The organism is Sideroxyarcus sp. TK5 (genome assembly GCF_054601595.1).
The window spans coordinates 303,066-324,048 of record NZ_BAAHSJ010000003.1 but is presented as its reverse complement, the minus strand read 5'-3'; the positions used below and the strand labels follow the sequence as shown (position 1 = coordinate 324,048).

General features: G+C 61.2%; 25 protein-coding genes. 11 read left to right on the top strand and 14 right to left on the bottom strand.

The window, feature by feature from the left end; genetic code table 11:
* Genes ACYPYQ_RS07440 through ACYPYQ_RS07425 form a run of 4 tightly spaced genes read left to right on the top strand, consistent with a single transcriptional unit; the run spans position 1 to position 2,942 of the window.
* On the top strand, positions 1-525 hold the full coding sequence (locus ACYPYQ_RS07440) for a hypothetical protein (RefSeq protein ID WP_459722184.1): 525 nt from the start codon (positions 1-3) through the stop codon (positions 523-525).
* Positions 515-1,318 carry a hypothetical protein gene (locus tag ACYPYQ_RS07435; RefSeq protein ID WP_459722181.1) on the top strand — a complete coding sequence of 268 codons (804 nt, stop codon included), beginning with the start codon at positions 515-517 and terminating at the stop codon, positions 1,316-1,318. The genes ACYPYQ_RS07440 and ACYPYQ_RS07435 overlap by 11 nt, the downstream gene beginning before the upstream one ends.
* Positions 1,318-2,187, top strand: coding sequence for a hypothetical protein (locus tag ACYPYQ_RS07430; protein ID WP_459722179.1), 870 nt, complete (start codon positions 1,318-1,320; stop codon positions 2,185-2,187). The genes ACYPYQ_RS07435 and ACYPYQ_RS07430 overlap by 1 nt, the downstream gene beginning before the upstream one ends.
* Before the next feature lie 5 nt (positions 2,188-2,192).
* Entirely contained in the window at positions 2,193-2,942 is a 750-nt protein-coding gene (locus ACYPYQ_RS07425; RefSeq protein WP_459722175.1) for a UPF0149 family protein, read from the top strand.
* Between the two features lie 12 nt (positions 2,943-2,954).
* Here ACYPYQ_RS07425 and ACYPYQ_RS07420 read toward each other — a convergent pair whose 3' ends face one another.
* On the bottom strand, positions 2,955-3,488 hold the full coding sequence (locus tag ACYPYQ_RS07420) for a hypothetical protein (RefSeq protein WP_459722172.1): 534 nt from the start codon (positions 3,486-3,488) through the stop codon (positions 2,955-2,957).
* Positions 3,489-3,887: 399 nt separating this feature from the next.
* Between ACYPYQ_RS07420 and ACYPYQ_RS07415 the strand changes: the two genes are divergently transcribed.
* From ACYPYQ_RS07415 to ACYPYQ_RS07395, 5 genes are all read left to right on the top strand, one after another.
* Entirely contained in the window at positions 3,888-4,439 is a 552-nt protein-coding gene (locus tag ACYPYQ_RS07415; protein ID WP_459722168.1) for a superinfection exclusion B family protein, read from the top strand.
* Between the two features lie 82 nt (positions 4,440-4,521).
* Positions 4,522-4,995, top strand: a complete 474-nt coding sequence (locus tag ACYPYQ_RS07410; protein ID WP_459722164.1) for a hypothetical protein — start codon at positions 4,522-4,524, stop codon at positions 4,993-4,995.
* An 86-nt stretch (positions 4,996-5,081) separates the two neighbouring features.
* A complete protein-coding gene (locus ACYPYQ_RS07405; protein ID WP_459722162.1) occupies positions 5,082-6,209 on the top strand; it encodes a DUF3800 domain-containing protein in 1,128 nt (375 codons plus the stop codon).
* A 205-nt stretch (positions 6,210-6,414) separates the two neighbouring features.
* Positions 6,415-7,629 (top strand): glycosyltransferase family 4 protein, encoded by a 1,215-nt coding sequence (locus tag ACYPYQ_RS07400; RefSeq protein ID WP_459722159.1) that lies wholly within the window; start codon positions 6,415-6,417, stop codon positions 7,627-7,629.
* Positions 7,595-8,128 carry a phosphatase PAP2 family protein gene (locus ACYPYQ_RS07395; RefSeq protein ID WP_459722156.1) on the top strand — a complete coding sequence of 178 codons (534 nt, stop codon included), beginning with the start codon at positions 7,595-7,597 and terminating at the stop codon, positions 8,126-8,128. The genes ACYPYQ_RS07400 and ACYPYQ_RS07395 overlap by 35 nt, the downstream gene beginning before the upstream one ends.
* A gap of 57 nt (positions 8,129-8,185) precedes the next feature.
* Here ACYPYQ_RS07395 and ACYPYQ_RS07390 read toward each other — a convergent pair whose 3' ends face one another.
* Entirely contained in the window at positions 8,186-8,686 is a 501-nt protein-coding gene (locus ACYPYQ_RS07390) for a YkgJ family cysteine cluster protein (protein WP_459722153.1), read from the bottom strand.
* 143 nt (positions 8,687-8,829) lie between these two features.
* Between ACYPYQ_RS07390 and ACYPYQ_RS07385 the strand changes: the two genes are divergently transcribed.
* Together ACYPYQ_RS07385 and ACYPYQ_RS07380 are read left to right on the top strand one after the other, a co-directional pair.
* The gene (locus tag ACYPYQ_RS07385; RefSeq protein ID WP_459722149.1) at positions 8,830-9,423 is read left to right on the top strand and encodes an SRPBCC family protein; all 594 of its coding nucleotides are present in this window, start codon (positions 8,830-8,832) and stop codon (positions 9,421-9,423) included.
* A gap of 77 nt (positions 9,424-9,500) precedes the next feature.
* Positions 9,501-11,048, top strand: a complete 1,548-nt coding sequence (locus tag ACYPYQ_RS07380; protein WP_459722147.1) for a methyl-accepting chemotaxis protein — start codon at positions 9,501-9,503, stop codon at positions 11,046-11,048.
* Positions 11,049-11,116: 68 nt separating this feature from the next.
* Here ACYPYQ_RS07380 and ACYPYQ_RS07375 read toward each other — a convergent pair whose 3' ends face one another.
* The 12 genes from ACYPYQ_RS07375 to phnC all read right to left on the bottom strand — a co-directional run bounded on the left by ACYPYQ_RS07375 (position 11,117) and on the right by phnC (position 20,944).
* Positions 11,117-11,977, bottom strand: a complete 861-nt coding sequence (locus ACYPYQ_RS07375) for an EamA family transporter (protein ID WP_459722144.1) — start codon at positions 11,975-11,977, stop codon at positions 11,117-11,119.
* Complete coding sequence (gene phnP / locus ACYPYQ_RS07370) at positions 11,974-12,735, bottom strand: phosphonate metabolism protein PhnP (RefSeq protein ID WP_459722142.1); 762 nt, start codon at positions 12,733-12,735, stop codon at positions 11,974-11,976. The genes ACYPYQ_RS07375 and phnP overlap by 4 nt, the downstream gene beginning before the upstream one ends.
* Positions 12,732-13,295 (bottom strand): phosphonate metabolism protein/1,5-bisphosphokinase (PRPP-forming) PhnN, encoded by a 564-nt coding sequence (gene phnN, locus ACYPYQ_RS07365; RefSeq protein WP_459722138.1) that lies wholly within the window; start codon positions 13,293-13,295, stop codon positions 12,732-12,734. The genes phnP and phnN overlap by 4 nt, the downstream gene beginning before the upstream one ends.
* 1 nt (position 13,296) lies before the next feature.
* The gene (locus ACYPYQ_RS07360) at positions 13,297-14,457 is read right to left on the bottom strand and encodes an alpha-D-ribose 1-methylphosphonate 5-triphosphate diphosphatase (protein ID WP_459722136.1); all 1,161 of its coding nucleotides are present in this window, start codon (positions 14,455-14,457) and stop codon (positions 13,297-13,299) included.
* Entirely contained in the window at positions 14,454-15,176 is a 723-nt protein-coding gene (gene phnL / locus ACYPYQ_RS07355) for a phosphonate C-P lyase system protein PhnL (protein ID WP_459722132.1), read from the bottom strand. The genes ACYPYQ_RS07360 and phnL overlap by 4 nt, the downstream gene beginning before the upstream one ends.
* Positions 15,177-15,183: 7 nt before the next feature.
* Complete coding sequence (locus ACYPYQ_RS07350) at positions 15,184-16,017, bottom strand: ATP-binding cassette domain-containing protein (RefSeq protein WP_459722129.1); 834 nt, start codon at positions 16,015-16,017, stop codon at positions 15,184-15,186.
* Positions 16,014-16,910, bottom strand: coding sequence for an alpha-D-ribose 1-methylphosphonate 5-phosphate C-P-lyase PhnJ (locus ACYPYQ_RS07345; RefSeq protein WP_459722126.1), 897 nt, complete (start codon positions 16,908-16,910; stop codon positions 16,014-16,016). The genes ACYPYQ_RS07350 and ACYPYQ_RS07345 overlap by 4 nt, the downstream gene beginning before the upstream one ends.
* On the bottom strand, positions 16,907-18,016 hold the full coding sequence (locus tag ACYPYQ_RS07340) for a carbon-phosphorus lyase complex subunit PhnI (protein WP_459722123.1): 1,110 nt from the start codon (positions 18,014-18,016) through the stop codon (positions 16,907-16,909). The genes ACYPYQ_RS07345 and ACYPYQ_RS07340 overlap by 4 nt, the downstream gene beginning before the upstream one ends.
* Positions 18,013-18,585 (bottom strand): phosphonate C-P lyase system protein PhnH, encoded by a 573-nt coding sequence (gene phnH / locus ACYPYQ_RS07335; RefSeq protein WP_459722119.1) that lies wholly within the window; start codon positions 18,583-18,585, stop codon positions 18,013-18,015. Before phnH ends, ACYPYQ_RS07340 begins: the two co-directional genes overlap by 4 nt.
* Positions 18,575-19,039, bottom strand: a complete 465-nt coding sequence (gene phnG, locus ACYPYQ_RS07330) for a phosphonate C-P lyase system protein PhnG (protein WP_459722115.1) — start codon at positions 19,037-19,039, stop codon at positions 18,575-18,577. The genes phnH and phnG overlap by 11 nt, the downstream gene beginning before the upstream one ends.
* An 80-nt stretch (positions 19,040-19,119) precedes the next feature.
* Entirely contained in the window at positions 19,120-20,130 is a 1,011-nt protein-coding gene (gene phnE, locus ACYPYQ_RS07325) for a phosphonate ABC transporter, permease protein PhnE (protein WP_459722112.1), read from the bottom strand.
* Positions 20,131-20,140: 10 nt separating this feature from the next.
* Positions 20,141-20,944, bottom strand: a complete 804-nt coding sequence (gene phnC / locus ACYPYQ_RS07320) for a phosphonate ABC transporter ATP-binding protein (protein ID WP_459722108.1) — start codon at positions 20,942-20,944, stop codon at positions 20,141-20,143.
* Positions 20,945-20,983: the final 39 nt, after the last annotated feature.

The window sequence follows — 20,983 nt, the reverse complement described above, 5'->3', positions numbered from 1 at the left end:
ATGAAAAAGATCCACCAGGAATTCCTCTACCAGACCCGCGAACTCGGCTTCCAGGTCAGCGACACGATGGGCGAGCCGCCCGACCGCAAGCGTTATACGCGCGTGGTCGAATCGCTGCTCGGCGAATACGCCAAGGGCACGGGCCTCGACGATGTGAACATGCTGAGCTTCGCGCTGGCCGACCACCTGGTGTTCGGCAACGAGGACGGCCTGATCGCCGAGGCGGCCGAATACGACGACGGCGATGCCGCCAAAGTGATGAAGATGGTCTCCACCACCACCGCCACTTCCGGCGATGCGCTGGCCACCGTGTTCGCCGCCGATCCCGAGCTGGCACGCAAGGCGGTCATCACCGCCTTCCTGTTCAAGAAGGCCAAGGGCGGCAAGGAAGAGGACACCTCGCTCGACGCCCTGCTGGAAGAAGAAGACAAGCAGAACGACGAGGACGAAGACGAGAACGAATCCATGCACGGCGAGAACATCGAGCACCTGTTCGACACACGCGGAGGCGACGATGACAGATAACCCCCAGCTGCCTGCCATCCGCGAGCAGGTCACCGCACTGGTGGTCTCCGGCTCGCCGGAGCACGCGGAAGAAGTCATCAACGACACCGCCGAGCAGTTCGGTGACCTGGCCGTGGTCGAAGTGCTGAACGCGCTGGAACCGCAGGTCGCCTCGCTGCACCTGTCGTCCTTCGACGGCGGCAAGCTGTCGCTGGCCACCATGCTCATCCCGCCCAAGGCCTGGGCCGAGAGCCTGGCCTACTTCGCCGCCACCTGGGACGAGGACTGGATCGAGGACGAGCCGGAGGTGCTGGCCGAATCGCTCTTCTCGCACATCCACGGCATGCTGTATGCCACCGACGATGAAGAGCGCCGCGCCGAGCTGCTGAATGCCGCCCTCGCCACCGACTGGGGCACCACCGCCTTCGCCGTGCTGTTCTCCACCGCCGCCGAAGAGATCATCGAGATCGCCAACGACATCCACAACCTCGGCGCGCACCGCAGCAGCCACACCACCTCCGACCACGACGTGATCCCGCTGGCGCTGGAGATCGCGCGCACCAACGAGGAAGCCTGGGACCGCGTGCTGTTCGAGATCTTCCCCGACTGGAAGCCCGGCGAGAACGAACTGCACTCGCATTCCGAAGAGTGGGAAGAAGAAGACCACGGCGACGAAGAGATGCGCGAGAGCGAATTCGCCATGGGGCGCAGCACCAAGGAACTGCTGCTGCGTCTGCGCAAACAGGTGCCCACCAAGGCCGCGCCGGCCAAGCCGGGTGTCCGTCCCAGCCTGGGCGAGGACATCTTCTCCTGATGACGCTTGCCCATTACACCGCCCACACGCCGCAGCTGGTGCAAGCGCTGCAAGCGCTCGGCCAGCGCGCGGACAAACAGGCCGCCGACATCCTGTTCGACGAACTGTGCGGCATCACCCAGCTCGTCGCCAAGAAGTTCACCAACGACCGCACCGCCGAAGGCCTGCAGGAAGCCTACCGTCTCACCATCGGCTGCCTGTCGCTGGCGATCAGCCAGGCGGACATCGCCGACAGCAGTGATGCCAAGCTCTCCTTCCTGCTGCAGCACGGCGCGGAACACGTGTTCCAGATGGGCTTCCGCCACATCAAACAACTGTCCGCCCTGCCCTACACCACCTTCGTCTCCGATTTCGACAACGACCCCTTCGTGCAACAGCGCAACCTGAAGGCCGTGTTCATGGAGATCTGCAGTGCCGACGCATCGTCCGACTGGAAGGGCGATGCCGTGTTCCGCAGCGAACTGGAAGACCGCCAGCGCAATCAGCAGGTCATCGCTTGCGGCAAATGGCTGCGCAAGAACAATGCAGGCGGACTGGTGCGCGATTCCGAGATGGACGCCAACGCCGTCATCACCGTAGCCGTGCTGTTCGCGCTCAACGGCAGCGGACGCATCGTCGCCCGCACCGCACAGCGCGATCTGGAACAGCTCATTTCTCAGGTACGCGAGTCCAAGCCAGATGTCGATGCCGTCTGGAACGCCTTCCTGAAAAAGATCCCGACCGAATACCAGCCCCTGCTGCGCGACCGCATGGAAAGACTGCGCGACACCATCGTGAAGAAGATGCTGGGCCGCAGCAAACCCAAGACCGTGCTCGCCGAACTGCAAGACCATTACATCGGCAGCGAGCAGGACATCGATTACGACTGAACACCATGTCCGCACAAGAACCCAGCCCCGCCAAAGCTTCGCTCTCCGAACAGGAGATGGAAGCGCTCGACGCCTTCCTCATGTCCGACGCCACCAGCAGCGAAGTGATGATGCTCGACCAGCTCGACGGCTTCCTCACCGCCCTCGCCTCCGGCCCGGCCACGCCGGCACCGAAAGTGTGGATGGCACGGGTATGGGGGCCGACCGCAGCCGATGCGCCGACCTTCGCCAGCAAGGACGAAGAGGATGCCATCGCCGACCTGCTCACGCGCCACATGAACGCCATCGCGGAGAATCTGGCGCAGGAACTGGAAAGTTTCGAACCCATCTTCGACATGAACGTGTACGAAGGCGACGAGCACGAATACATGGACGGCGAGATGTGGGCGCACGGCTACATGACCGGCATCGAGATGCAGCGCAAATACTGGCAGAAACTGTTCGAGGCGCGCCACGGCGCAGAAGTGCTGCGCCCCATCTACCTGCTCGGCTCGCCGGACATCAGCGAGGAAGAAGAAGCCCTCATCGAAACGCCCGCCCAGCGCGAAGCGCTATCGCAGACCATCCCCGCCAGCGTCGCCGCCATCTACAAATTCTGGGCGCCGCATCGCCGCGCTGCAGAAGAACGCCTCCACGGCAAAGCACCCGAAAAGAGCGGACAAAAGATCAGCCGCAACGCACCCTGCCCATGCGGCAGCGGAAGGAAGTACAAGAAGTGTTGCGGTAAAACCGAGGGTGAAGCAGAAGACGCATGAGCAGACTGCGGCTCACTTCAGCGGCGTACTGAAACCGATGCTGTAGATGACGTTGCCGGAGAAGGTGGAGCTGTAATAACGCCGTGCGGAGAGCGTGATGCCGATATACCGCGTGTACCAGGCGATGCCCACCTCCGGATACAACACCGCACTGAAATCATGCTTCAGGTAGGTCTCGCCCGGCTCGTCGACCTGGCCGTTGCGGTTGTTGTCGAGCTTGTCTTTCGTGGCATCGACTTCATGGCTGGTCATGCCCAGCAACATGCCGAACCCCGCGAACGGCGACAGCGTCTCGCCCGCCTGCAGGCGCAGCGAACCGGTCACGCCCGAATATTTGAACTTCTCATCCGCGAAATACGAAGCCCCCACGCGCAGCCCGCTGAACCAGTGCGGGCAAACCGTGTAGGCCGCGTCTATCCCCGCGATGCGAAGATCCTTCTCCGCCCAGAAGGCACCTTCGAGTTGGGGCTTGCAGGGAGCGGCGCGACTCAACGCAGGCAAAAGTGCCAACACGAGCAATGTAGAAACGGATCGGATAGCAGACATGGTCTGCGCATCATAAGTTGAATCGATGGCGATTGCTGACTACAACTATGGTTCGGTGAAAGTAAATTCGATGCCGCCCTGTTAACTCCAGGCCAGCCCGAGTTTGCGAATTGACTGTTCATCGGCCGAAGCGGACAGTCGGCGGGTCTCTCAATTGCTTCAGCTTTGGTCTAAATAGCGGCCGATCAATAAATATAGAGGTCAATCTATACCTTTTGGCATATTGCTTTGCTGTTCACTGCGGCCTAAGCTTTGCTCGTCCTTACTATTTATGCATAGACGGACAGACAAAATGGAGGGCCTTCTAATGATTCAATTGGTTATCGAAAATAAGTGCGCCGTATTATTAACAATAATACGGGCCGGTGCGTCCGTCTAATAACTGTTGGGCAGCTTAAGATGATCACCGCCGAAATCGCAAAGACGTTTCTTGAGTTCCTGAAGCTCGCGCCACGTTATCTCATAGCGCTCGGAGTTATGGCTGCTATCCTTCTTTTTCCAAGTCGCCAGTTCCTTGAACAAATCGGCGTTGCGGAGTTTGCACAAAATAATCGGGCGGTTCTCGGCCTTACCCTTGTTGTCACCGTGTCGCTTTTTATCGTCTCTGTTGCCGCCGATGTAATCGACCTTATAAAAAAATGGCGAAGACGGCGAAATCTCTATAGGCGCATAACCGATAGACTCCATAGTCTGACCGAAGATGAAAAGCAAATTCTCCGCTTTTACCTTGCCGAGAATACGCGAGCCAATATGCTTCGCATTGAAGATGGCGTCGTTCAAGGACTCAAAGCCGATGGCATCATTTTCCAATCTGCCTCTCTCGGTAATGTTCTTGAAGGGTTCGCGCATAACATTAGCGACTTCGCATGGGATTATCTCCACGTACATCCGCATCTGCTCGAAGGAACCACCAACACCTACCGAACTGATAAACGGGAGTCGTATTGGTAACCCGCTGCCCAACCCGGCAGTCGAGAGGGACGCTCCGCCTATCGGCGTCGCTCCCCTCACTTTTACGTTAGCGCTTAAAAACATGCCCTACCATCACGTCATCGCCAAAGTCGGAACGGAAGTAAAATTCCGCGAATTGTTCACGGATCTCACTTTTGAAGACCTGAGTGAGCGTTTCGTCAAACCCTATGAGAAAGGCACTTCCTTCTTTTCTGGCAATGATCTGATTTCACCAAATGACTTGCGCTCGGTTCAAATAATTCGGACTGAACGCAAGAATGAGGTTGAGCGAGACGAAATCAACCGCAAAGACCGCGAAAGCATCGATCGGCTCAATAACTCAAGTTCAAGTGTTTTCATCGTAAGCGTAGGCGGCGGCTATGAACCTCAAGACATCGCTGAGGCCGGAGAAGACCTCACCCATACTTTCATTAAGGGGCATCCAGGTTTCAAGGCTGGACGTTGGGATCCTTCAATAAAAGTAGTGGCTTGGGTTGGCGGCATCGTTGCCACAGTAATAGCAGCTGGCATAGTCAAATGGCTTGGCTGGCTATGAGCGCTAACCCGTCAGTTGAGAGGGACGCCGCAAAAGCGCGGCGCCCCTCACTTTTACGTTAGCCATCACATTACCGAGGACGCTTCTTGTACTTCTACATTGATGAGAGCGGTCACACCGGCCCAAACCTATTCGACCCCGATCAGCCAATGCTGTACTACGGCGTTCTTTCCGGTCAGGTCAACATCGACGTTTTGGCCGAGGAACATCTTCAGAAGCTAAGGCGTCAGGCGCAGATGCCACGCCTTCATGCAAATGAACTTGGCAACGGTGGTTTAGTCCCCTTGATCGAAGGACTCGTTGCACTCCAACGACGACTCGATTTTCGATTTGACCTATATCGGGTTGCAAAGCCGGATCACGCGATCATTTGCTTTTTTGACCAAGTCTTTGACCATGGGAATAACCCCGCTATTACTTGGTCGGGTTACTGGACGCCGATGCGCTATGTACTGCTGCTTAAATTGGCGTCAATATTCGACGAGGATATTGCCAAACGCGCATGGGAGGCACGGATTGAAATCGATGATGCAAAAGCGGAAGCTGCACTTGTGTCCGTCTGCGTAGATTTGCGTTCCCGAGTAGGAGAAATACCCGATGCTCGATCCCAGCAGCTTATCTCCGATGTCCTCACATGGGCTGAGAATAATCCGTCCAAGATCTACTACAACACCAAGAGCAAAAAAGATCGGCTACAGGTCATGCCAAACATCATTGGTTTTCAGTCGGTAATGCATGGCATTGCCTCTCGTCTGAAAAAGCAACGCAAGAAGGAATCCGCAATCATCGTTGACCAACAGTCCCAATTCAACAAGGCCCAAAAGTCTCTATCTGAATACTTCGCTGCAATGAGCGGGGTTCCGGGAGTTAACGGCCCAGGCCTTCCGGCAATCGATTTCAGCGGCATGCCGAAAACTCCAATCTCGTTTTCGTCTAGTGCAAACAGTGGGGGACTTGAGCTTGTCGACGTTCATCTGTGGGTATTTAAGCGCGTGATGGAAAAGAAGGAACTTGCCCCAGAACTTTATGCCCTCATCAAACCTCACATTCACCGAGGGCGTACAGATGAAATCTCGTTGAATGCACTGGCGGCTAGATGGGAACGCTGGTTTGAAGAGCTGCCGGACCCCACTGAAGAGCAGATTGCGAAAGGGAAAGAGCTAATGGCAATCGATGAAGAAAGGCGTCTTCGTGCAGTGCGCGGCCATGGCTAACCTACGGTCAAGTTCACCGCTTGGGCTGCGCTTTAGCGCAGCCCTTACCTTCACCTTGCATGTCAGGTTTCTAACGCAAACTTGCCGTAATTCAAATGACCCTGTAACGGCTGCATTGGCCGAACACCAGCCCCTAGTCCTTCCCGTCACAAACTCTTCACCCCCCGTAATCAAATATTCACACGCGCGCGCCACGATGCGCGCCATGAATACACCTAACGAAACTCTTCATGTCGCGCCAGCGCTGAGTATCGCGCTGGTTACCGAAACCTATGTGCCGGAAGTGAACGGCGTGGCGATCACCATCGGCCGCATGGTGCACGGGCTGCTCAAGCGCGGGCATCGCATCCACATGATCCGCCCGCGTCAGGGCAAGCAGGATGCGCCGGCCGCCGAGGGCAGCTATGCGGAGACGCTGGTGTCGGGCATGCCGATCCCCGGCTACCCGGAATTGAAATCCGGCCTGCCCGCGAAGAACCTGTTGCTTAAGTTGTGGCGCGCGCAGCGGCCGGACGTGGTGCACATCGCGACCGAGGGGCCGCTGGGCTGGTCGGCGTTATCGGCGGCGCGCAAGCTGGCGATCCCGGTGAGCACGGACTTCCACACCAACTTCCACAATTACACGCAGCACTACGGCATCGGCCTGTTGAAGAAGCCCATCGCGGCTTACCTGCGCCACTTCCACAACAAGTCGGCCTGCACGCTGGTGCCCACCGCTTCGCTGCAACAGCAACTGGAGCACGAGGGGTATCAGAACGTGCTGGTGGTGTCGCGCGGGGTGGATACCGAGTTGTTCCATCCGGCCAAGCGCGATGTGGAGCTGCGCGCTTCGTGGAACGCGGACGATGAGACGCCGGTGGTGATGCTGGTGAGCCGCATCGCGCCGGAGAAGAACCTGCAGGTGGTGATCCAGGCCTTCGAGCAGATGCGCAAGGTCAACCCGCTGCTGCGTCTGGTGATGGTGGGCGACGGCCCGGCGCGCGCCGAGCTGCAGAAGCAGCATCCGCATGTGATCTTCGCGGGTATGCAGACCGGCGAGGCGCTGGCGCGCCATTACGCTTCCGGCGACATCTTCCTCTACCCCAGCCTGACCGAGACCTACGGCAACGTGACCGTCGAGGCGATGGCCAGCGGACTGGCGACACTGGCCTACAACTACGCCGCCGCGCAGCAGCACATCAAGCATGACGTGAACGGTCTGCTGGCGACCTATGCCGACAGCGATGCCTTCATCGCCGAGGCACGCACGCTGGCGAACGATCTGCCGCGCGTGCGCCGACTGGGCAAGACTGCACGCGACACCGTGGAATCGCTGACCTGGGAACACATCATGGGTCAGATGGAAGCTGTACTGCTGGACACCGTACGTTCACAGGGAGTGAAACATGGCCAACCTGAGCTCTCCGCTGCAACAGATTAAGCAGTTCGATGTCGCGTTGTGCGTCTCGTGCAACAGGCTGAGCCGCAGCTTCACCCTGCGCAACCTGTTCCGCCTCGCCAGCCGTCTGGGCGACGGCGTGTTCTGGTATGTGCTGATGATCTCTTTCCTGCTGCAGGATGGTTACGAGGCGGTGCCCGCCGTGTTGCACATGCTGATCGCGGGCGGCACCGGCACGCTGCTGTACAAACTCATCAAGGGCAAGACCTTGCGCCCGCGCCCCTTCAACGTTTACCCCGCCATCCAGTGCGTGGGCAAGACGCTGGACCAGTTCAGCTTCCCCTCCGGCCACACGCTGCACGCCACCGTGTTCTGCATCGTGGCGCTGTCTTATTACCCCGGCCTGTTCTGGCTGCTGGTGCCGTTCTCCGCCATGGTCGCCCTGTCGCGCCCCATCCTCGGCTTGCACTATCCCAGCGATGTGCTGGCGGGTGCGGCGCTGGGGGCGCTGATCGCCTGGTTGTCTTTCCTGTTCGTCTGAGCGCATCTTCCTCAACGCAAAACAATTGCTCCTGCCGGAGCCGTCGTCTCACCGGCCTTAATCGGACCTCGATCTCCTTTTCTTCTTTTTGACCGGTAGCGCTTCGTCCCAATGCTTGAACTTCTTCCTGCAGTGCGCCAGCAGGGATTCATAGCTCGGGAAGAACAGTTTGAATTCGTCTTCCAACACCAGGTCGAACTCGCATGACTCGTCGCTGTGCTCGCGACAGGCATCGGGACGGTGTTCATAGATCCCGCAACGCCCGTCGGCCTGCAGATGCACGCATCGCCCTTCGACTTTCAGATACCAGCCTTCCTTGTCATTGAAGACCGAACCATGCTCATGGGAGACCTGCCACAACAGGTTCAGGTAGTCGCTCCGGGTGCGGGGCTTCCTGATCGCTTGCGTGATGTAGGTGCAACAGCTGGATGTCGTGCAGCGGGAGCATTTGCTCCCGGATGCGATCGCTATCTTCCTGGGCATATTCGTGGCGCGGCAACGGCACAGGGCGAGTGGCTCGATCCACGGCCATGCGCCAAGCCGTGTGGCATGGGTCATTCAGGGGTCTTGTATTCTTGATCGATCCTGTTAAGGATGTATCAAGACGACGCCTGGCCACTTGGCCCCGCTGCGTCCGGCATCATCAAACCGTATTGCATCCTTCACACAGCTTTCATGCTGCAGGTCTATAAACCTGCGGCATGAAGCGCACACCGACAATCGCCCTCGCACTGCTGCTGGCCCTGAGCGCCAACGCCGCCCCCTCGCCGGGGGAAAGCGCGCTGCAAGTGGAAGTGCAGAGACACGGCGGCACCTATCATCTCAGCGCCCGCTTCGACACTTCGCTGTCGCAATGTGCGGCGTTCCTTTATCTCACCGATTACGAGTCCGCCACCAGACTGCCCGGCATCCTGCATTCCAGTGCCCGCCGCGAGTCGGACAACAGGGTGAAGGTGGAACGCACGGCTGAAGAACGTGTGCTGTTCATGCGCATCCACCTGCATTCGGTGCTGGAGTTCACCGAATACCCCAATACCAGGCTGGCCTTCACCCAGCTCTCGGGTGATTCGAAAGCCTTCAGCGGTCATTGGCTGATCGAACCGAAGCCGTCCGGCAGCACGCTGCGCTTCGAGGGCAGATGGGAGCCGGACACTTTGCTGCCCCTGTTCGTCATCGACTATTTCGCCAAACACGATCTGGAACAACGCTTCGGCGAGATCGCCCGTCTGGCCGAAGAGCACGACAGTTCGCATGCCGGAGCGTGCCGGCAAGCGACACAGCTCGCCACGCGCTGAACGAGGGAGCAGTCATAGAGCCGTAACAAACCATCAATAAGATTCTCCTTATATTCTCACTCACGGAGTCCCCGCCCATGACACTGTTCTCGCCACTCAAGACACTCTCCCTGCAACACCAGTTGCGACTGATGACCGGGCTTTCACTGCTCGGCATGCTGGCGGTGATCGTGTTCGTGATGCTGAACCTGAGCAACCTGCGACAGGAGTTCCGCAGCTTCCAGGCCTTGCAGACCATCGACAAGAGCCTGATCGAGATCAAGGCGACCGCGCTGGCCGCGAGCCGCGCCGACCCCATCCTGCTGGAATCGGGCGAGCAACTCAAACAGGCGGATGCGGACATCGCCGAGGCGATGCAGCGCGCAAGCGCACTGATGACCGATGCCGATGCGCAGGCCAAGCTGCAGGAGATGACGGACAGCTGGGCGGCATACAGCAAGGGCTACCGCGGCGCGATGAAGATCGCCGAGACCAGCCCGGAGGATGCGCTGCAGATCCCGGATGCGATGTACGACATGCATCTGCAGCCCATGGTGCAACAGATCGATACGCTGGTAGCGGCCAACAAGTCGCGCGAGGCGACCTCGGCGCAGAACATCAGCAGCGGCATGAACGACCTGCTGTGGATCGTGCTGGCACCGATGGTGATGCTGGGCATATTGACGCTGGTGTCGCAGACCATGTTCGGCCGGCACCTGCGCCAGCGGCTGGATGCCATCATCGGCGAGATCACCCATCTGCATAACGGCGACCTGAGCCGCCGCCTGCCGGTGTACAACAAGGACGAGATCAGCCATCTCGCCGACACCATCAACAACTTCATCGCGCGTTTCCAGACCATCCTGCACGAGGTGCACAGCTCGGCCGACCGGACCCAGCGCACCGCGCACGGCGTGAGCCGGATGGCACACTCGGTCACCGCCAACGCCAAGGAACAGTCGGCCAAGGCCTCGCAGGTGAGCGACGCCATAGAAGGCATGGGCAGCACCATCAAGACCATCGCCAGCAACGCGAACAACGCGGCGGCGGCTTCCAGCAAGACGCTGGAACTGGTGCGCTCAGGCAGCGATACCGGCCGCGCCACCATCGTCGCGCTGAACCAGATCGACCAGACCGTGGCCTCCTCGGTGCAGACCATGCAGGCGCTGCACCAGTCGATCAAGCAGATCGGCTCGGTGAGCACGCTCATCAAGGACATCGCCGACCAGACCAACCTGCTGGCGCTGAACGCAGCCATCGAAGCGGCGCGCGCGGGCGAACAGGGACGCGGTTTCGCGGTGGTCGCCGACGAGGTACGCAAACTGGCAGAGCGCACCAGCAACGCCACCACAGACATAGACGCGATGGTGCAACTGATCGAGCGCGAGACCGACGGTGCCAGCAAAGCGATGGGCATCGCCAAGCATGAAGTGGCTCAGGGCGTGCAGCACGGCGAGGGCATGGGGCAGTTGCTGCAGCAGATCGAGGATTCCATGCACCTCGTGTCGGACATGATGCGCCAGATCGCCAGCGCCACCGAAGACCAGTCCGCCGCGGCGAACACATCTGGCGCAACATCGATTCCGTCGCCACCATCAGCGCCGACACCGCCGTCAGCTTCGAACAGGCGCGCAACGAGATGCTGACGCTGGCGGACGCCTCCAAAGTGTTGTTCGATACGGTGGGCCAGTTCAAGCTGGCGAAGGCCGCCTGATCAGGCGGACAGCACGCCCACGCCGACCAGCCCCAACACCACCAGCCCCGCACCGGCAGCGCGCTGCTGCCAGCCTTCGTGTTCCTTCAGCCACACGATGCCCAGCAGCACGGTGAGCACGATGCCTGCGTTGGTCAGCGTCACCGCGTAAGCGGCGGGCAGCCAGCGCATGGCGTAGATCACCAGCGCGTAGGCCGTGCCCACGCCCAGCGTGCCGATCAGCAAGGATCGTTTCGACGGCGTGACCAAGGGCACCCAGCGTCGCGTGCGGCGCTTCTGTTCTCCGCACAGGAACAGCCAGCCGATGGCGTAGTTCACGCACACATAACCGAGCGCGACATGCAGACCGTCCAGATGCCCCGCCGCCACCTTGTCGCTGAGGCTGTACACCAGCGTCATGGTGGCGGCGAACAGCGCATACGGCCAGGCTTTGCTCAGGCGGCGCACGCCGTCGTGCGAACTGGTGGCGATCAGCCACAGACCGCCCGCCGCGACGAGGATGGCGACCCAGGACAGCAGGGGAAAGTCGCGCGCGAAGAACAAGGTCTCGATCACCGCAATCAGCAAGGGCGAACTGCGCACCATGGGATAGACCGCGCTGGCCGGTGCCGCGTGATAGGCGGCGCGCAGGCCGAGGAAGTACAGTCCGTTGGCGATGCCGCTGATGGCGGCACACAGATAGAGCACGGGCGAAGTCTGCGCCGCCTGCAGGAAAGCAGGCAGCGCGAACGGCGCGAAGGTCAGCACATGCAGGCCGACGATCCACCACAGGAAATTTGCATCGCTGTGCGTGCGCCGTGTCAGGAGGTTCCACGACACATGCAACAGCACCGATAGCCCGACAGCCAGCAACGGTGTCATGGCGTACCGATGCAGACCACTGTCTCGCCGTCGCGTGCCAGCGTCATGCCGGAAGACAATGCTTCGGGACGATCCAGCAGCCAGGCATCTAGCTTGTGTCCGATGTGCATCAGCACCGTCTCGCAGTTCGAAAAGCTCTGCGCGATAGCGATGGCTTCCGACAGATCGAAATGGTTGCGCGGCTCGGGCGCTCCGGGCGGAAAGGTGCAATCCAGACAGAGGGTGTGCGGCTGCCAGCGTTGCAGGAATTCCAGCGTGGCGGGCGGCAGCTCACGGCTATCGGAAAGATAGGCCAGCCGCGCGCCGTCATGCTCGATGCAATAACCCAGCGTCGGTTTGGAATGAACCAGCGGCACAGCCGTGATGCGTACCTCACCCACCTCGATCTGCTCGAACTTGGAGAGTTGCGTGAACTGCAAGGGACCGGGATATTTGTACAGATCGGCGCAGCCCTCGCTGTCGTGCGGGGCATAGACATCCAATGCACCCTTACCCCACCGCAAGTGGAACAGGCCCTGCACATGGTCGGCGTGGAAATGCGTGACCAGCACCGCATCCAGTGCGCCCGGCGGGAACCGCTCGGCCACATCCATCACGCCCGCGTCGATCAGCAGGCGCGTTCCGCCCGCTTCCAGCAGCGCGCAGTTCGGTTGTCTGCGCGCGGTGATGTCCACCCGCGCCAAGGTGCATACCGCACAATCACATCCCCACAGCGGCACACCACCGGCCGCGCCGGTGCCGAGGAAGGTCAGCCTCATAGTGTCACCTTCTCGTGACTGCGGATCAGTTCGACGAACTCGGGGCCGGTCTTCTCCAGCGCGTCATCGTTGCGGAAACGCAGCAGTCTGCCGTGTTGCAGGGTGTCGAACTCGCCAGCACGCCGCAACCTGTTTTCGATCTCCGTCGCGCTCTCGCGCCCTCGTTCCTGCAAACGCGCACGCAACACGGCAGGCGACACTTCGATCAGCACCGGCACCAGTTCCGGGTAACGGCGCGAGGCTTCATGCAGATAGGCGCGCGAGCCGTTGAGGATCACGGTCAGGCCTTTCGCCAGCCAGTGGTTCAGCTCGCAGCCGATGCCGTAGCGCAGACCGTGGCTGTGCCAGTGCAGCGGGAACAGCTTCTGTGTCACACGCGATTCGAACTCGTCCTCGCTCAGCGCCACATGGTTCTCGCCGCCGGCATCCGCCGGACGGGTGATGTAGCGGTGCGCGAACACCACGTTTGCATCCTGCGCCAGTTTGAAGCGTGCGTGCTGTATCAGGCTGTCCTTGCCGCTGCCTGATGCGCCGATCACATAGAGCAGGACGCCGCTCATCTCAGGCTCCGTGGTCGAAAGTGAGTGTCATCACCGGCAGGCCTTGCGACCACACGCGCGAGACTTGTGGCAACCCGCCGAGGTAACGCACGGCAAGCAGGTCGGCGCGCTTGCCTGCGACGATGGAACCGCGGTCGTTCAGGCCGACAGCACGTGCCGGGTTGCAGGTGACCAGTGCGACTGCCTCGTGCAGCGGCAACCCGGCCAGTTCCGGCAACTTCATCACCGCCGGCAGCAAGGCCGCCGGGGAGTAGTCGCCGCACAGGCAGTCCGCCGCACCTTCCTTCACTGCATCCAGCGCGCGCATGGATCCGGACTGCGAGCCCCCGCGCACCACGTTGGGCGCGCCGAACAGGGTATACAGGCCGGCACTGCGGGCTGCGCGTGCGGTCGGCAGATTGATGGGGAATTCGGAGACGGTGACGCCCAGCGCCTTCACCACCTCGACCTTCTCCGGCTGGTCATCGTCGTGGCTGGCGAGCGGGATGCCGAGGGCGCGTGCGCGCCCGGCCAGTTGCTCCATGCGCGCCGTCGCACTTTCACCCTGCGCCAGCTTCGCTGCCAGCAATGCCTCGAACTCGGCGGCGTCCTTCTTGTAGGTGCGTGACAGGAAGTTGCGATAAGCGTCGACGTTCTTGAACTGGCCCTGCCCCGGCGTGTGGTCCATGAACGACAGCAGATGGATCTCGCCGTTGTCCAGCAGCTCGTTCAACACCTCGGGTGCGGTCGGATCGGTGATCTCGTAACGGGCATGCACGCGGTTGTCGACCAGCGCATGTTCCTGCCAGGCATGCACGGCACGCGCCAGCTCGGCCGCCGTGGCGTTGTTGCGCACGCCCAGCTCGGCGTTGGCGAACGACAGCGCGTGATAGATGGTGGTGATGCCGGCGGCGGCGTTGCGTTTGTCGGCCTGTGCACAGGCGAAGTCGAACGGGAAATGCACGCCGGGACGCGGCTCGGCTTCTTTCTCCAGCGCGTCGCAATGCAGGTCGATCATGCCCGGCATCAGGGTGTGGCCGCGCAAGTCGATCTCCTGTGCGCCTGCATGACTTTCCGGATCGATGGCGACGATGTTGCCGTCCGCGATCAGCACGGCGGCATCTGACAGGGTTTCGTTCTCCAGCACGACTTGCGCGCCGGTCAGGTAAAAATGGGTATTCATGCGATTTCCTCTGCAGGTTCCACGATAGTGATGGGGGGTGACAATTCGATGACGTCATCGGCCAGGCGCTGCACCAGATCTGGGTGGTGGAAGATGGCGAGCATGGCGATGCCGGTGTCCTTCAACGATTCGATGTGCGCGACCACGCGCTCGGTGGTGGCGGGATCGAGACTGGCGGTCGGCTCGTCCAGCAGCAGCAGGCGCGGTTTTGCGATCAGGCCGCGCGCCAGGTTCACGCGCTGCTTCTCGCCGCCTGAGAAGGTGGCGGGCGGCACGTTCCACAGATGGGATGGAACGGCCAGTTGCGCCAGCAGGTCGGCGGCGTGTCCGCGCGCCTCTTCGGCGGGGACGCCGCGCGCGAACAACGGTTCGGCCACCACATCCAGCGCTGACTTGCGCGGCAGGCAATGCAGGAACTGCGTGACGAAACCGATCTCGGTCTTGCGCAGTTCCAATATGCGGTGCTCGTCCGCTTGTGCCAGATCGACGATCTCGCCTGCGGCGGTTCGGAACAGGATGCGCCCGGCGCTGGGCAGGTAAGTGCGGTACACGCCCTTCAGCACCGAGGATTTTCCCGCTCCGGTAGGTCCGATCAGCGCGGTGAGCTTGCCCGGATACACGCTCAGGTTCACATGCGAGGCGGACGGGATGGATATGTCGCGCTCGTGCAGACGGAAGGTCTTGCCGAAGTTCTGTATATCGAGGATGGCTGTATTCATACTCATCTCACAAGGCGGAAGCCACCAGCCGCTGGGTGTAGGCGTGCTGCGGGTCTTCCAGTATCTGGTCGGTGAGGCCGGACTCGATCACGCGGCCGTGTTTCATCACCAGCGTGCGCCCCGCCAGCAGGCGGATCACGCCGAGGTCGTGCGTCACCACGATCATCGCAGTGCCGAGTTCGTGCTGGATCTCCAGGATCAGGTCGAGGATGGCGGCCTGCACCGACAGGTCGAGGCCGGTGGTGACTTCGTCCAGGAACAGCAGCGGCGGTCGTGTGGCCAGCGCCTTGGCGATCTGCACGCGTTGCTGCATGCCACCGGAGAAGGTCCGGGGGTTCTGGTCCATGCGCGCGCGCGACACTTCGGTGCGTACCAGCAGGTCACCGGCGCGGGTGCGTATCTCTTCGTAGTGGCGTAGGTCGCTCATCAGCAGGCGCTCGGCGATGTTGCCGCCCGCCGAGATCTGGAAATTCAGGCCAAGATGCGGGTTCTGATACACCATGCCGAAACGTTTGTTGCGCATGCTGCGTTGCTGCGCGGCATTGAGCGCGAACATGTCGTGTTGCGCATCGCCGTCGTAAAAGGTCGCGCTGCCGGCGGTCGGCATGTCATCGAAATACAGCATCTTCACCGTGCTCGACTTGCCGCTGCCGGATTCGCCGATGATGCCCAGTATCTCGCCGCGATACAGGTCGAAGCTCACATCGTGCGCGGCGACTACGCTGCCGCAATGCGGACAGATGTTGGTGTCGTGTTGCGGCCCGGTGCTGCTGATGCACAGCGGGCAGGGTTCGCCGTGGATGCGCGACAGGCCGCGCACGGACAATATCTTGCTGCTCATGCTGGCTTCCTCTCGCTGATCTTTTCCTGTTCTTCCTCGCAGTACGCGGAGTCGGAACATTGATGGGTGACCTTGCCCGCGTCGTCGATGAGCTCATCCAGAAAACTCACGGTCGAGCCACAGCAACGACAGGCGATGCGCTTGCCGTTCGCGTCGCGGAAATCTTCCACGCGGAAGGCGATGTCGTCGAACACCAGCGGCTCGGCCACGGTGTAGGGCGGCACGGCGTAGATCTTCTTCTCGCGTCCGGCACCGAGCAGCACCAGCGCGGGCGACTGATGCAGACGCGGCACGTCCCAGCGCGGGATGGGTGACGGGTCGATCACGTAGTGGCCGTTGATGCGCGTGGGGTAGCGGTGCGACAGCGTGATCTCGTCGAAGCGCACCACGTCCTCGTACAGCTTGACCAGCAGGCGCGAATAGTCCGCTTCGCCGTGCATGACCTTGCGTCGCGCCTCGGAAGGCTCGACCACCACCAGCGCATCGGGATACGGCACCTGCAGCACCAGTATCTGCTGCTCGGTGAGCATCTTCTCGGGGATGCGGTGGCGCGACTGGATCAGCGTCGCCTCCTCCGTCTTCTCTGTGACATCGACGCCGGGACAGGTGAGCTGCACGAACTGGCGCAGGTTCACCGCGTTGACCGAATCGTCCGAACCCTGGTCGATCACTTTCAAAGTGTCGTCCACGCCGATCAGCGACAGCGTGAGTTGTAGACCGCCGGTACCGAAGCCGCGCCCCATCGGCATCTCGCGCGAGGCATAGGGCGTCTGGTAACCGGGGATGGAGATCGCTTTCAGGATGCAGCGGCGTACTTCCTTCTTGGCATATTCGTCGAGGAAGCCGAAGGAGTAGCCCGCGTCTTCCAGCGGCAGTTCGTAATGTGCGTTCATGCCGTGGCCTCCGTGACCTGCTGCATCTTCTGTTGCGTGGTGCGCAGGCGATCCATGTCCGACTGGAAGGTGACGTAGTGCGGCATCTTGTAGTGCGAGGCGAAGCCCATGGAGTCCACGCCGTCCACATGCAGCAGTACGAACTCCGGATCTTCCGAAGGATTGGTGGGGCCGTCGCGCATGCCTTTCTGCAACGCACGATCCAGGATCGCCATGCTGATCGCTTTCACTTCGTTATGGCCGAAGCACGCGCCGTAGCCGAGCGTGAAGGTGGGCAGCTCGTCGCCGTTGCTGCCTTCGTACATCGCCACCACTTCGCATTCGGTGACCAGCACCTCGCCCGCTTCCATCAGTTCACCGCTCACCGGATGCGGCAGCATCACCGGAAGATAGCCGACGCGCAGTTCCGCCACCGTGGGGTGCACATCGCCGTAACCGCGCATATTGGAATAGGCCATCGCCAGCAGGCCGCCGGTCTCGGCACGCGCCATGGTGGCCAGTGCGGCGGAACGCGGTACCGGGAACACCAGCGGGTCGCGCGTGATGTCGAAGGCGGGTGCGCGACTCGGCACGACCGGCGGCAGCAGTCCTTCGGCACGCAACGCGTCGATCACCTTGGGGAAGTTGTCCGGCAGCTCGCTATCCGGTGTGTCGCGCAGGAAACTTTGCGCGACGGCCTTGAATGCAGCCGGGTCTTCGTTGGCGAGATCGAGTTGCAGCAGACGCAGCGCGTAGTCGTAGGTCGCGCCCAGATACTGCCCGCCCGGCACTTCCTTGAACGCGGACGAGATGCGGCGGATGCAGCGCATGTTGCTCGTGTCCTGCGGCGGAGATTCGAGCAGACGCGGTTTGGTGGAGCGGTAGGCGCGCAAAGCGAACGCCGCTTCCAGTGTGTCGCCCTGGAATTGTTTGAGCGCGAGTGCGGCCAGTCGCGGGTGATACAGACCGCCTTCGGACACCACGCGCGAAGTGAGCAGGCGCAACTGCTCTTCTATCATCGCCAGTGTCAGCGGTTCGTCCAGTGAGCCTTTGCAGCGCAGGTAGTCGGTGGCTGCTGCCGCGCCGTCGATGGCGGCCTTGCCGCCCTTGATCGCGACGTAACTCATGCCGCACCTCCGATCACGATGCGCGTGGTGCGCGGCAGTGCAACGAAGTGCTGCACATCGCACAGCACCAACTCCACTCCGAGCGGGAAGTTGCCCACCCAGTCGTTGCGTGCGGCGATCCAGTCGGCATGCAGGCCATCGACGCCGAGGGTGACCGGCTGGCGGATGCCGGGGCCGCTCAATCGCAGGCGCAATGCGCCCGCGCTGTCTTCATGCAGTGCGGCGACGCGCAACAGCAGGGTCGCGCCATGTTCCGGCGCTTCCAGCGTGCCGAGGCTGGGCACCATTTGCGGCGCACGGCTGCCGTCCAGCAGGATGAAGGCAGCCAGTTCGTATGGCACGCGCTGCGCTTCCAGTTTCGGCCAGATGGATTCCGGCAGCAGGTCTTGCGGATCGGACAATGTGGTCTGCCCGTCCAGCAATGCGCTGAGCAGCGACAGGCTGGATTCCGCCGCACAGCTCTGGATGCGCCCCGGGTAGCTGTACGCATCGAGCAGACTGCGGAACAGTCGCTGCTGTTGCGCCGGATGCCAGATGTCGGCTTCGGCCATGGTCATTTCATTCTTCATCTTCGTCGTCCTCTTGTCCCAGCAGCGAGAAATCCACGCGCGTCGCGGCCAACAACTTTTTGCGTTCGCTGTGCTTCTGCTGGCGCGCTGCCATGCCGCGCTGCACCAGCGCCATGGCCGGCACGCCGCCGGGAAGTTTTCCCGCCAGCACCGCGTCGATGATGGCGATGGAACGCGCGAGCTGTGCACGGTCATCCACGATCAACGCCCCGCCGCGTTCCTCGATACCGCCAGCAGTGCGCACGATCACTTCGGCGCGCGCCACCGGGATCTCGCCGATGAAATACGATTCCTCGAACGCACCGTCGCGCAGGTTGAGCAGGCCCAGCCCGGCATGCGGCAAGGCGACGTCCCGCACTTCCAGCTCACCCGACAGCACGCTGGCCAGATGCTTCACTTCAGCTGCTGGCAGTGCGCACAAGGCGGCTGCCCATTCTTTCCTTGGGATGTTCATATGCATTCTTTCCGTTTCGTCGTATAGCCAGATATCTATACAAGTTCACCTGCCCCGCCTGTCGGAACAGGCAGGGCTTCCTACATCAGGCGGCTGCGCAATCTTGCGGAGAACTGGTCGAGGATGATCACCGTCAGGAAGATGATCACCAGGATGGTGCCGACGTGGTCGAAGTTGAACATGTCGAAGCGACCCTTCAATTCCAGTCCGATGCCGCCCGCGCCGACGATGCCGATCACCGTGGCCATGCGGATATTGCGATCGAGGATGTAGAGCGTGTAGGCGATGTACTGCGGCAGGACTTGCGGCAACACGCCATACCAGAGCGTCTTGATCTGTCCAGCGCCTATGGATTGCAGCGCCTCCTGCGGACCACGGTCAGCGTTCTCGATGTCTTCCGCATAGAACTTGCCGAGGAAGCCCGCACTATGGATGCCCAGCGCGAGGAAACCGGCGATGGGGCCGAAGCCGAAGGCCAACACGAGGAACAATGCACTGACCAGTTCCGGGATGGCGCGGAACAGGCTGATGGTGGAACGCGCCAGGTTGTAGATGAAGCGGTTGGGCGCGTAGTTGGCAGCGGCGAAACATGCCAGCGGGATCGACAGGGCGACTGCCAGCAATGTGCCCCACAGCGCCATCTCCAGCGTCTCCAGCATCTTGAGCAGCACATGGGCCAGATAGCCTACCGGCTTGACCAGCATCTCCTTGCGCTCGATGGTCTCTTCCAGTTGCAGCGTCTCGGTGTTCAAATGTGGCGTGCGCGATTCGATCACTTCCACATGCGAGAACCAGGGCAGATCGTTGCGGTCGAAGTTCTCGATGCGCGATACCTCGATCTCTTCGGAGATGCGCAGCGGCCAGATCGATTCGGCGATACGCTTCACGCCGGTGGCTACAGAGGATTCTTCGTTCAGGCCGACGGCGTAACCCAGCCCCTGCGCGGTTTCCTGCACCATGCGCGGCACTTCCATACGACTGCCTGTCACCGCAAGGATCACAAACACGATGATCGCGAACAGCAGATGGCGCGCGTTGTAGGGCTGGTCCAGATGCCATGTGGCATCCCGGTTCACTGAAAGGTTTTTCATCATATTCATTTCAGGCCGCAGCCAGTTCAAGTTCGGTTTCACACACCGGGAGCGCCGCTTCGGGCAGGTCTTGCTCGCGGTTCAGAGCACCGTGATACAGCTCCTCGCAGACCTTGTCGGTAAGCTGCTCCGGCGTACCGTCGAACACCAGACGTCCCTGGTTGACCGCGATGATGCGGTCGCCGAACTCTCGTGCCAGTTCGGGCTGGTGCAGACTGCACAGCACGGTGGTGTCGTGGTTGCGCGATTGGCGATGCAGCAATTCCAGGATGCCGCGGCTGATGCGCGGATCGAGACTGGCGACCGGTTCGTCGGCCAGCAACACGGCCGGGTCCATCATGAAGGCACGCGCGATGCCGACGCGCTGCTGTTGTCCGCCGGACAGTTCGGAGACGCGGCGGTTCACATGTTCGGGAGTCAGTCCGACCTCATCGAGCAGGCGGCAGGCTTTCTCACGCAGCTCGGGCGGGAACAGGCCGATCGCCGCGCGCCAATGGGCGACCTGCGGCAATGCGCCGGAGAGTACGTTGAGCGCCACAGACATGCGCGGCGTCAGATTGAATTGTTGGTGTACCGTTGCGACGCGTTTGCGCAGCCGCTGTACCGATCGCTCGGTGATCTGCTCGCCTGCCAGATGGACACTGCCTTCGGTCGGCTGCGACAAGCCGTTGAGCATGCGCAGCAGGGTCGATTTTCCCGCGCCTGACGGGCCAAGCAGCACACAGAACTGGCCTTTTGGTACGTGCAACGAGATATTCCTCAACGCTTCCGTGCCATCCGGAAATCGTTTGTAGACATTTTCGAATCTCAGCATGATTGTTTCCTCTGCAATGGCCAACAACAGAACGCCCAC

Excerpts from the sequence above, each read along its gene's own strand:
- ACYPYQ_RS07440 (WP_459722184.1), top strand. The coding sequence starts at position 1 with ATGAAAAAGATCCACCAGGAATTCCTCTACCAGACCCGCGAACTCGGC.
- ACYPYQ_RS07435 (WP_459722181.1), top strand. The coding sequence starts at position 515 with ATGACAGATAACCCCCAGCTGCCTGCCATCCGCGAGCAGGTCACCGCA.
- ACYPYQ_RS07430 (WP_459722179.1), top strand. The coding sequence starts at position 1,318 with ATGACGCTTGCCCATTACACCGCCCACACGCCGCAGCTGGTGCAAGCG.
- ACYPYQ_RS07425 (WP_459722175.1), top strand. The coding sequence starts at position 2,193 with ATGTCCGCACAAGAACCCAGCCCCGCCAAAGCTTCGCTCTCCGAACAG.
- ACYPYQ_RS07420 (WP_459722172.1), bottom strand. The coding sequence starts at position 3,488 with ATGTCTGCTATCCGATCCGTTTCTACATTGCTCGTGTTGGCACTTTTG.
- ACYPYQ_RS07415 (WP_459722168.1), top strand. The coding sequence starts at position 3,888 with ATGATCACCGCCGAAATCGCAAAGACGTTTCTTGAGTTCCTGAAGCTC.
- ACYPYQ_RS07410 (WP_459722164.1), top strand. The coding sequence starts at position 4,522 with ATGCCCTACCATCACGTCATCGCCAAAGTCGGAACGGAAGTAAAATTC.
- ACYPYQ_RS07400 (WP_459722159.1), top strand. The coding sequence starts at position 6,415 with ATGAATACACCTAACGAAACTCTTCATGTCGCGCCAGCGCTGAGTATC.
- ACYPYQ_RS07395 (WP_459722156.1), top strand. The coding sequence starts at position 7,595 with ATGGCCAACCTGAGCTCTCCGCTGCAACAGATTAAGCAGTTCGATGTC.
- ACYPYQ_RS07390 (WP_459722153.1), bottom strand. The coding sequence starts at position 8,686 with ATGACCCATGCCACACGGCTTGGCGCATGGCCGTGGATCGAGCCACTC.
- ACYPYQ_RS07385 (WP_459722149.1), top strand. The coding sequence starts at position 8,830 with ATGAAGCGCACACCGACAATCGCCCTCGCACTGCTGCTGGCCCTGAGC.
- ACYPYQ_RS07380 (WP_459722147.1), top strand. The coding sequence starts at position 9,501 with ATGACACTGTTCTCGCCACTCAAGACACTCTCCCTGCAACACCAGTTG.
- ACYPYQ_RS07375 (WP_459722144.1), bottom strand. The coding sequence starts at position 11,977 with ATGACACCGTTGCTGGCTGTCGGGCTATCGGTGCTGTTGCATGTGTCG.
- phnP (WP_459722142.1), bottom strand. The coding sequence starts at position 12,735 with ATGAGGCTGACCTTCCTCGGCACCGGCGCGGCCGGTGGTGTGCCGCTG.
- phnN (WP_459722138.1), bottom strand. The coding sequence starts at position 13,295 with ATGAGCGGCGTCCTGCTCTATGTGATCGGCGCATCAGGCAGCGGCAAG.
- ACYPYQ_RS07360 (WP_459722136.1), bottom strand. The coding sequence starts at position 14,457 with ATGAATACCCATTTTTACCTGACCGGCGCGCAAGTCGTGCTGGAGAAC.
- phnL (WP_459722132.1), bottom strand. The coding sequence starts at position 15,176 with ATGAATACAGCCATCCTCGATATACAGAACTTCGGCAAGACCTTCCGT.
- ACYPYQ_RS07350 (WP_459722129.1), bottom strand. The coding sequence starts at position 16,017 with ATGAGCAGCAAGATATTGTCCGTGCGCGGCCTGTCGCGCATCCACGGC.
- ACYPYQ_RS07345 (WP_459722126.1), bottom strand. The coding sequence starts at position 16,910 with ATGAACGCACATTACGAACTGCCGCTGGAAGACGCGGGCTACTCCTTC.
- ACYPYQ_RS07340 (WP_459722123.1), bottom strand. The coding sequence starts at position 18,016 with ATGAGTTACGTCGCGATCAAGGGCGGCAAGGCCGCCATCGACGGCGCG.
- phnH (WP_459722119.1), bottom strand. The coding sequence starts at position 18,585 with ATGAAGAATGAAATGACCATGGCCGAAGCCGACATCTGGCATCCGGCG.
- phnG (WP_459722115.1), bottom strand. The coding sequence starts at position 19,039 with ATGAACATCCCAAGGAAAGAATGGGCAGCCGCCTTGTGCGCACTGCCA.
- phnE (WP_459722112.1), bottom strand. The coding sequence starts at position 20,130 with ATGAAAAACCTTTCAGTGAACCGGGATGCCACATGGCATCTGGACCAG.
- phnC (WP_459722108.1), bottom strand. The coding sequence starts at position 20,944 with ATGCTGAGATTCGAAAATGTCTACAAACGATTTCCGGATGGCACGGAA.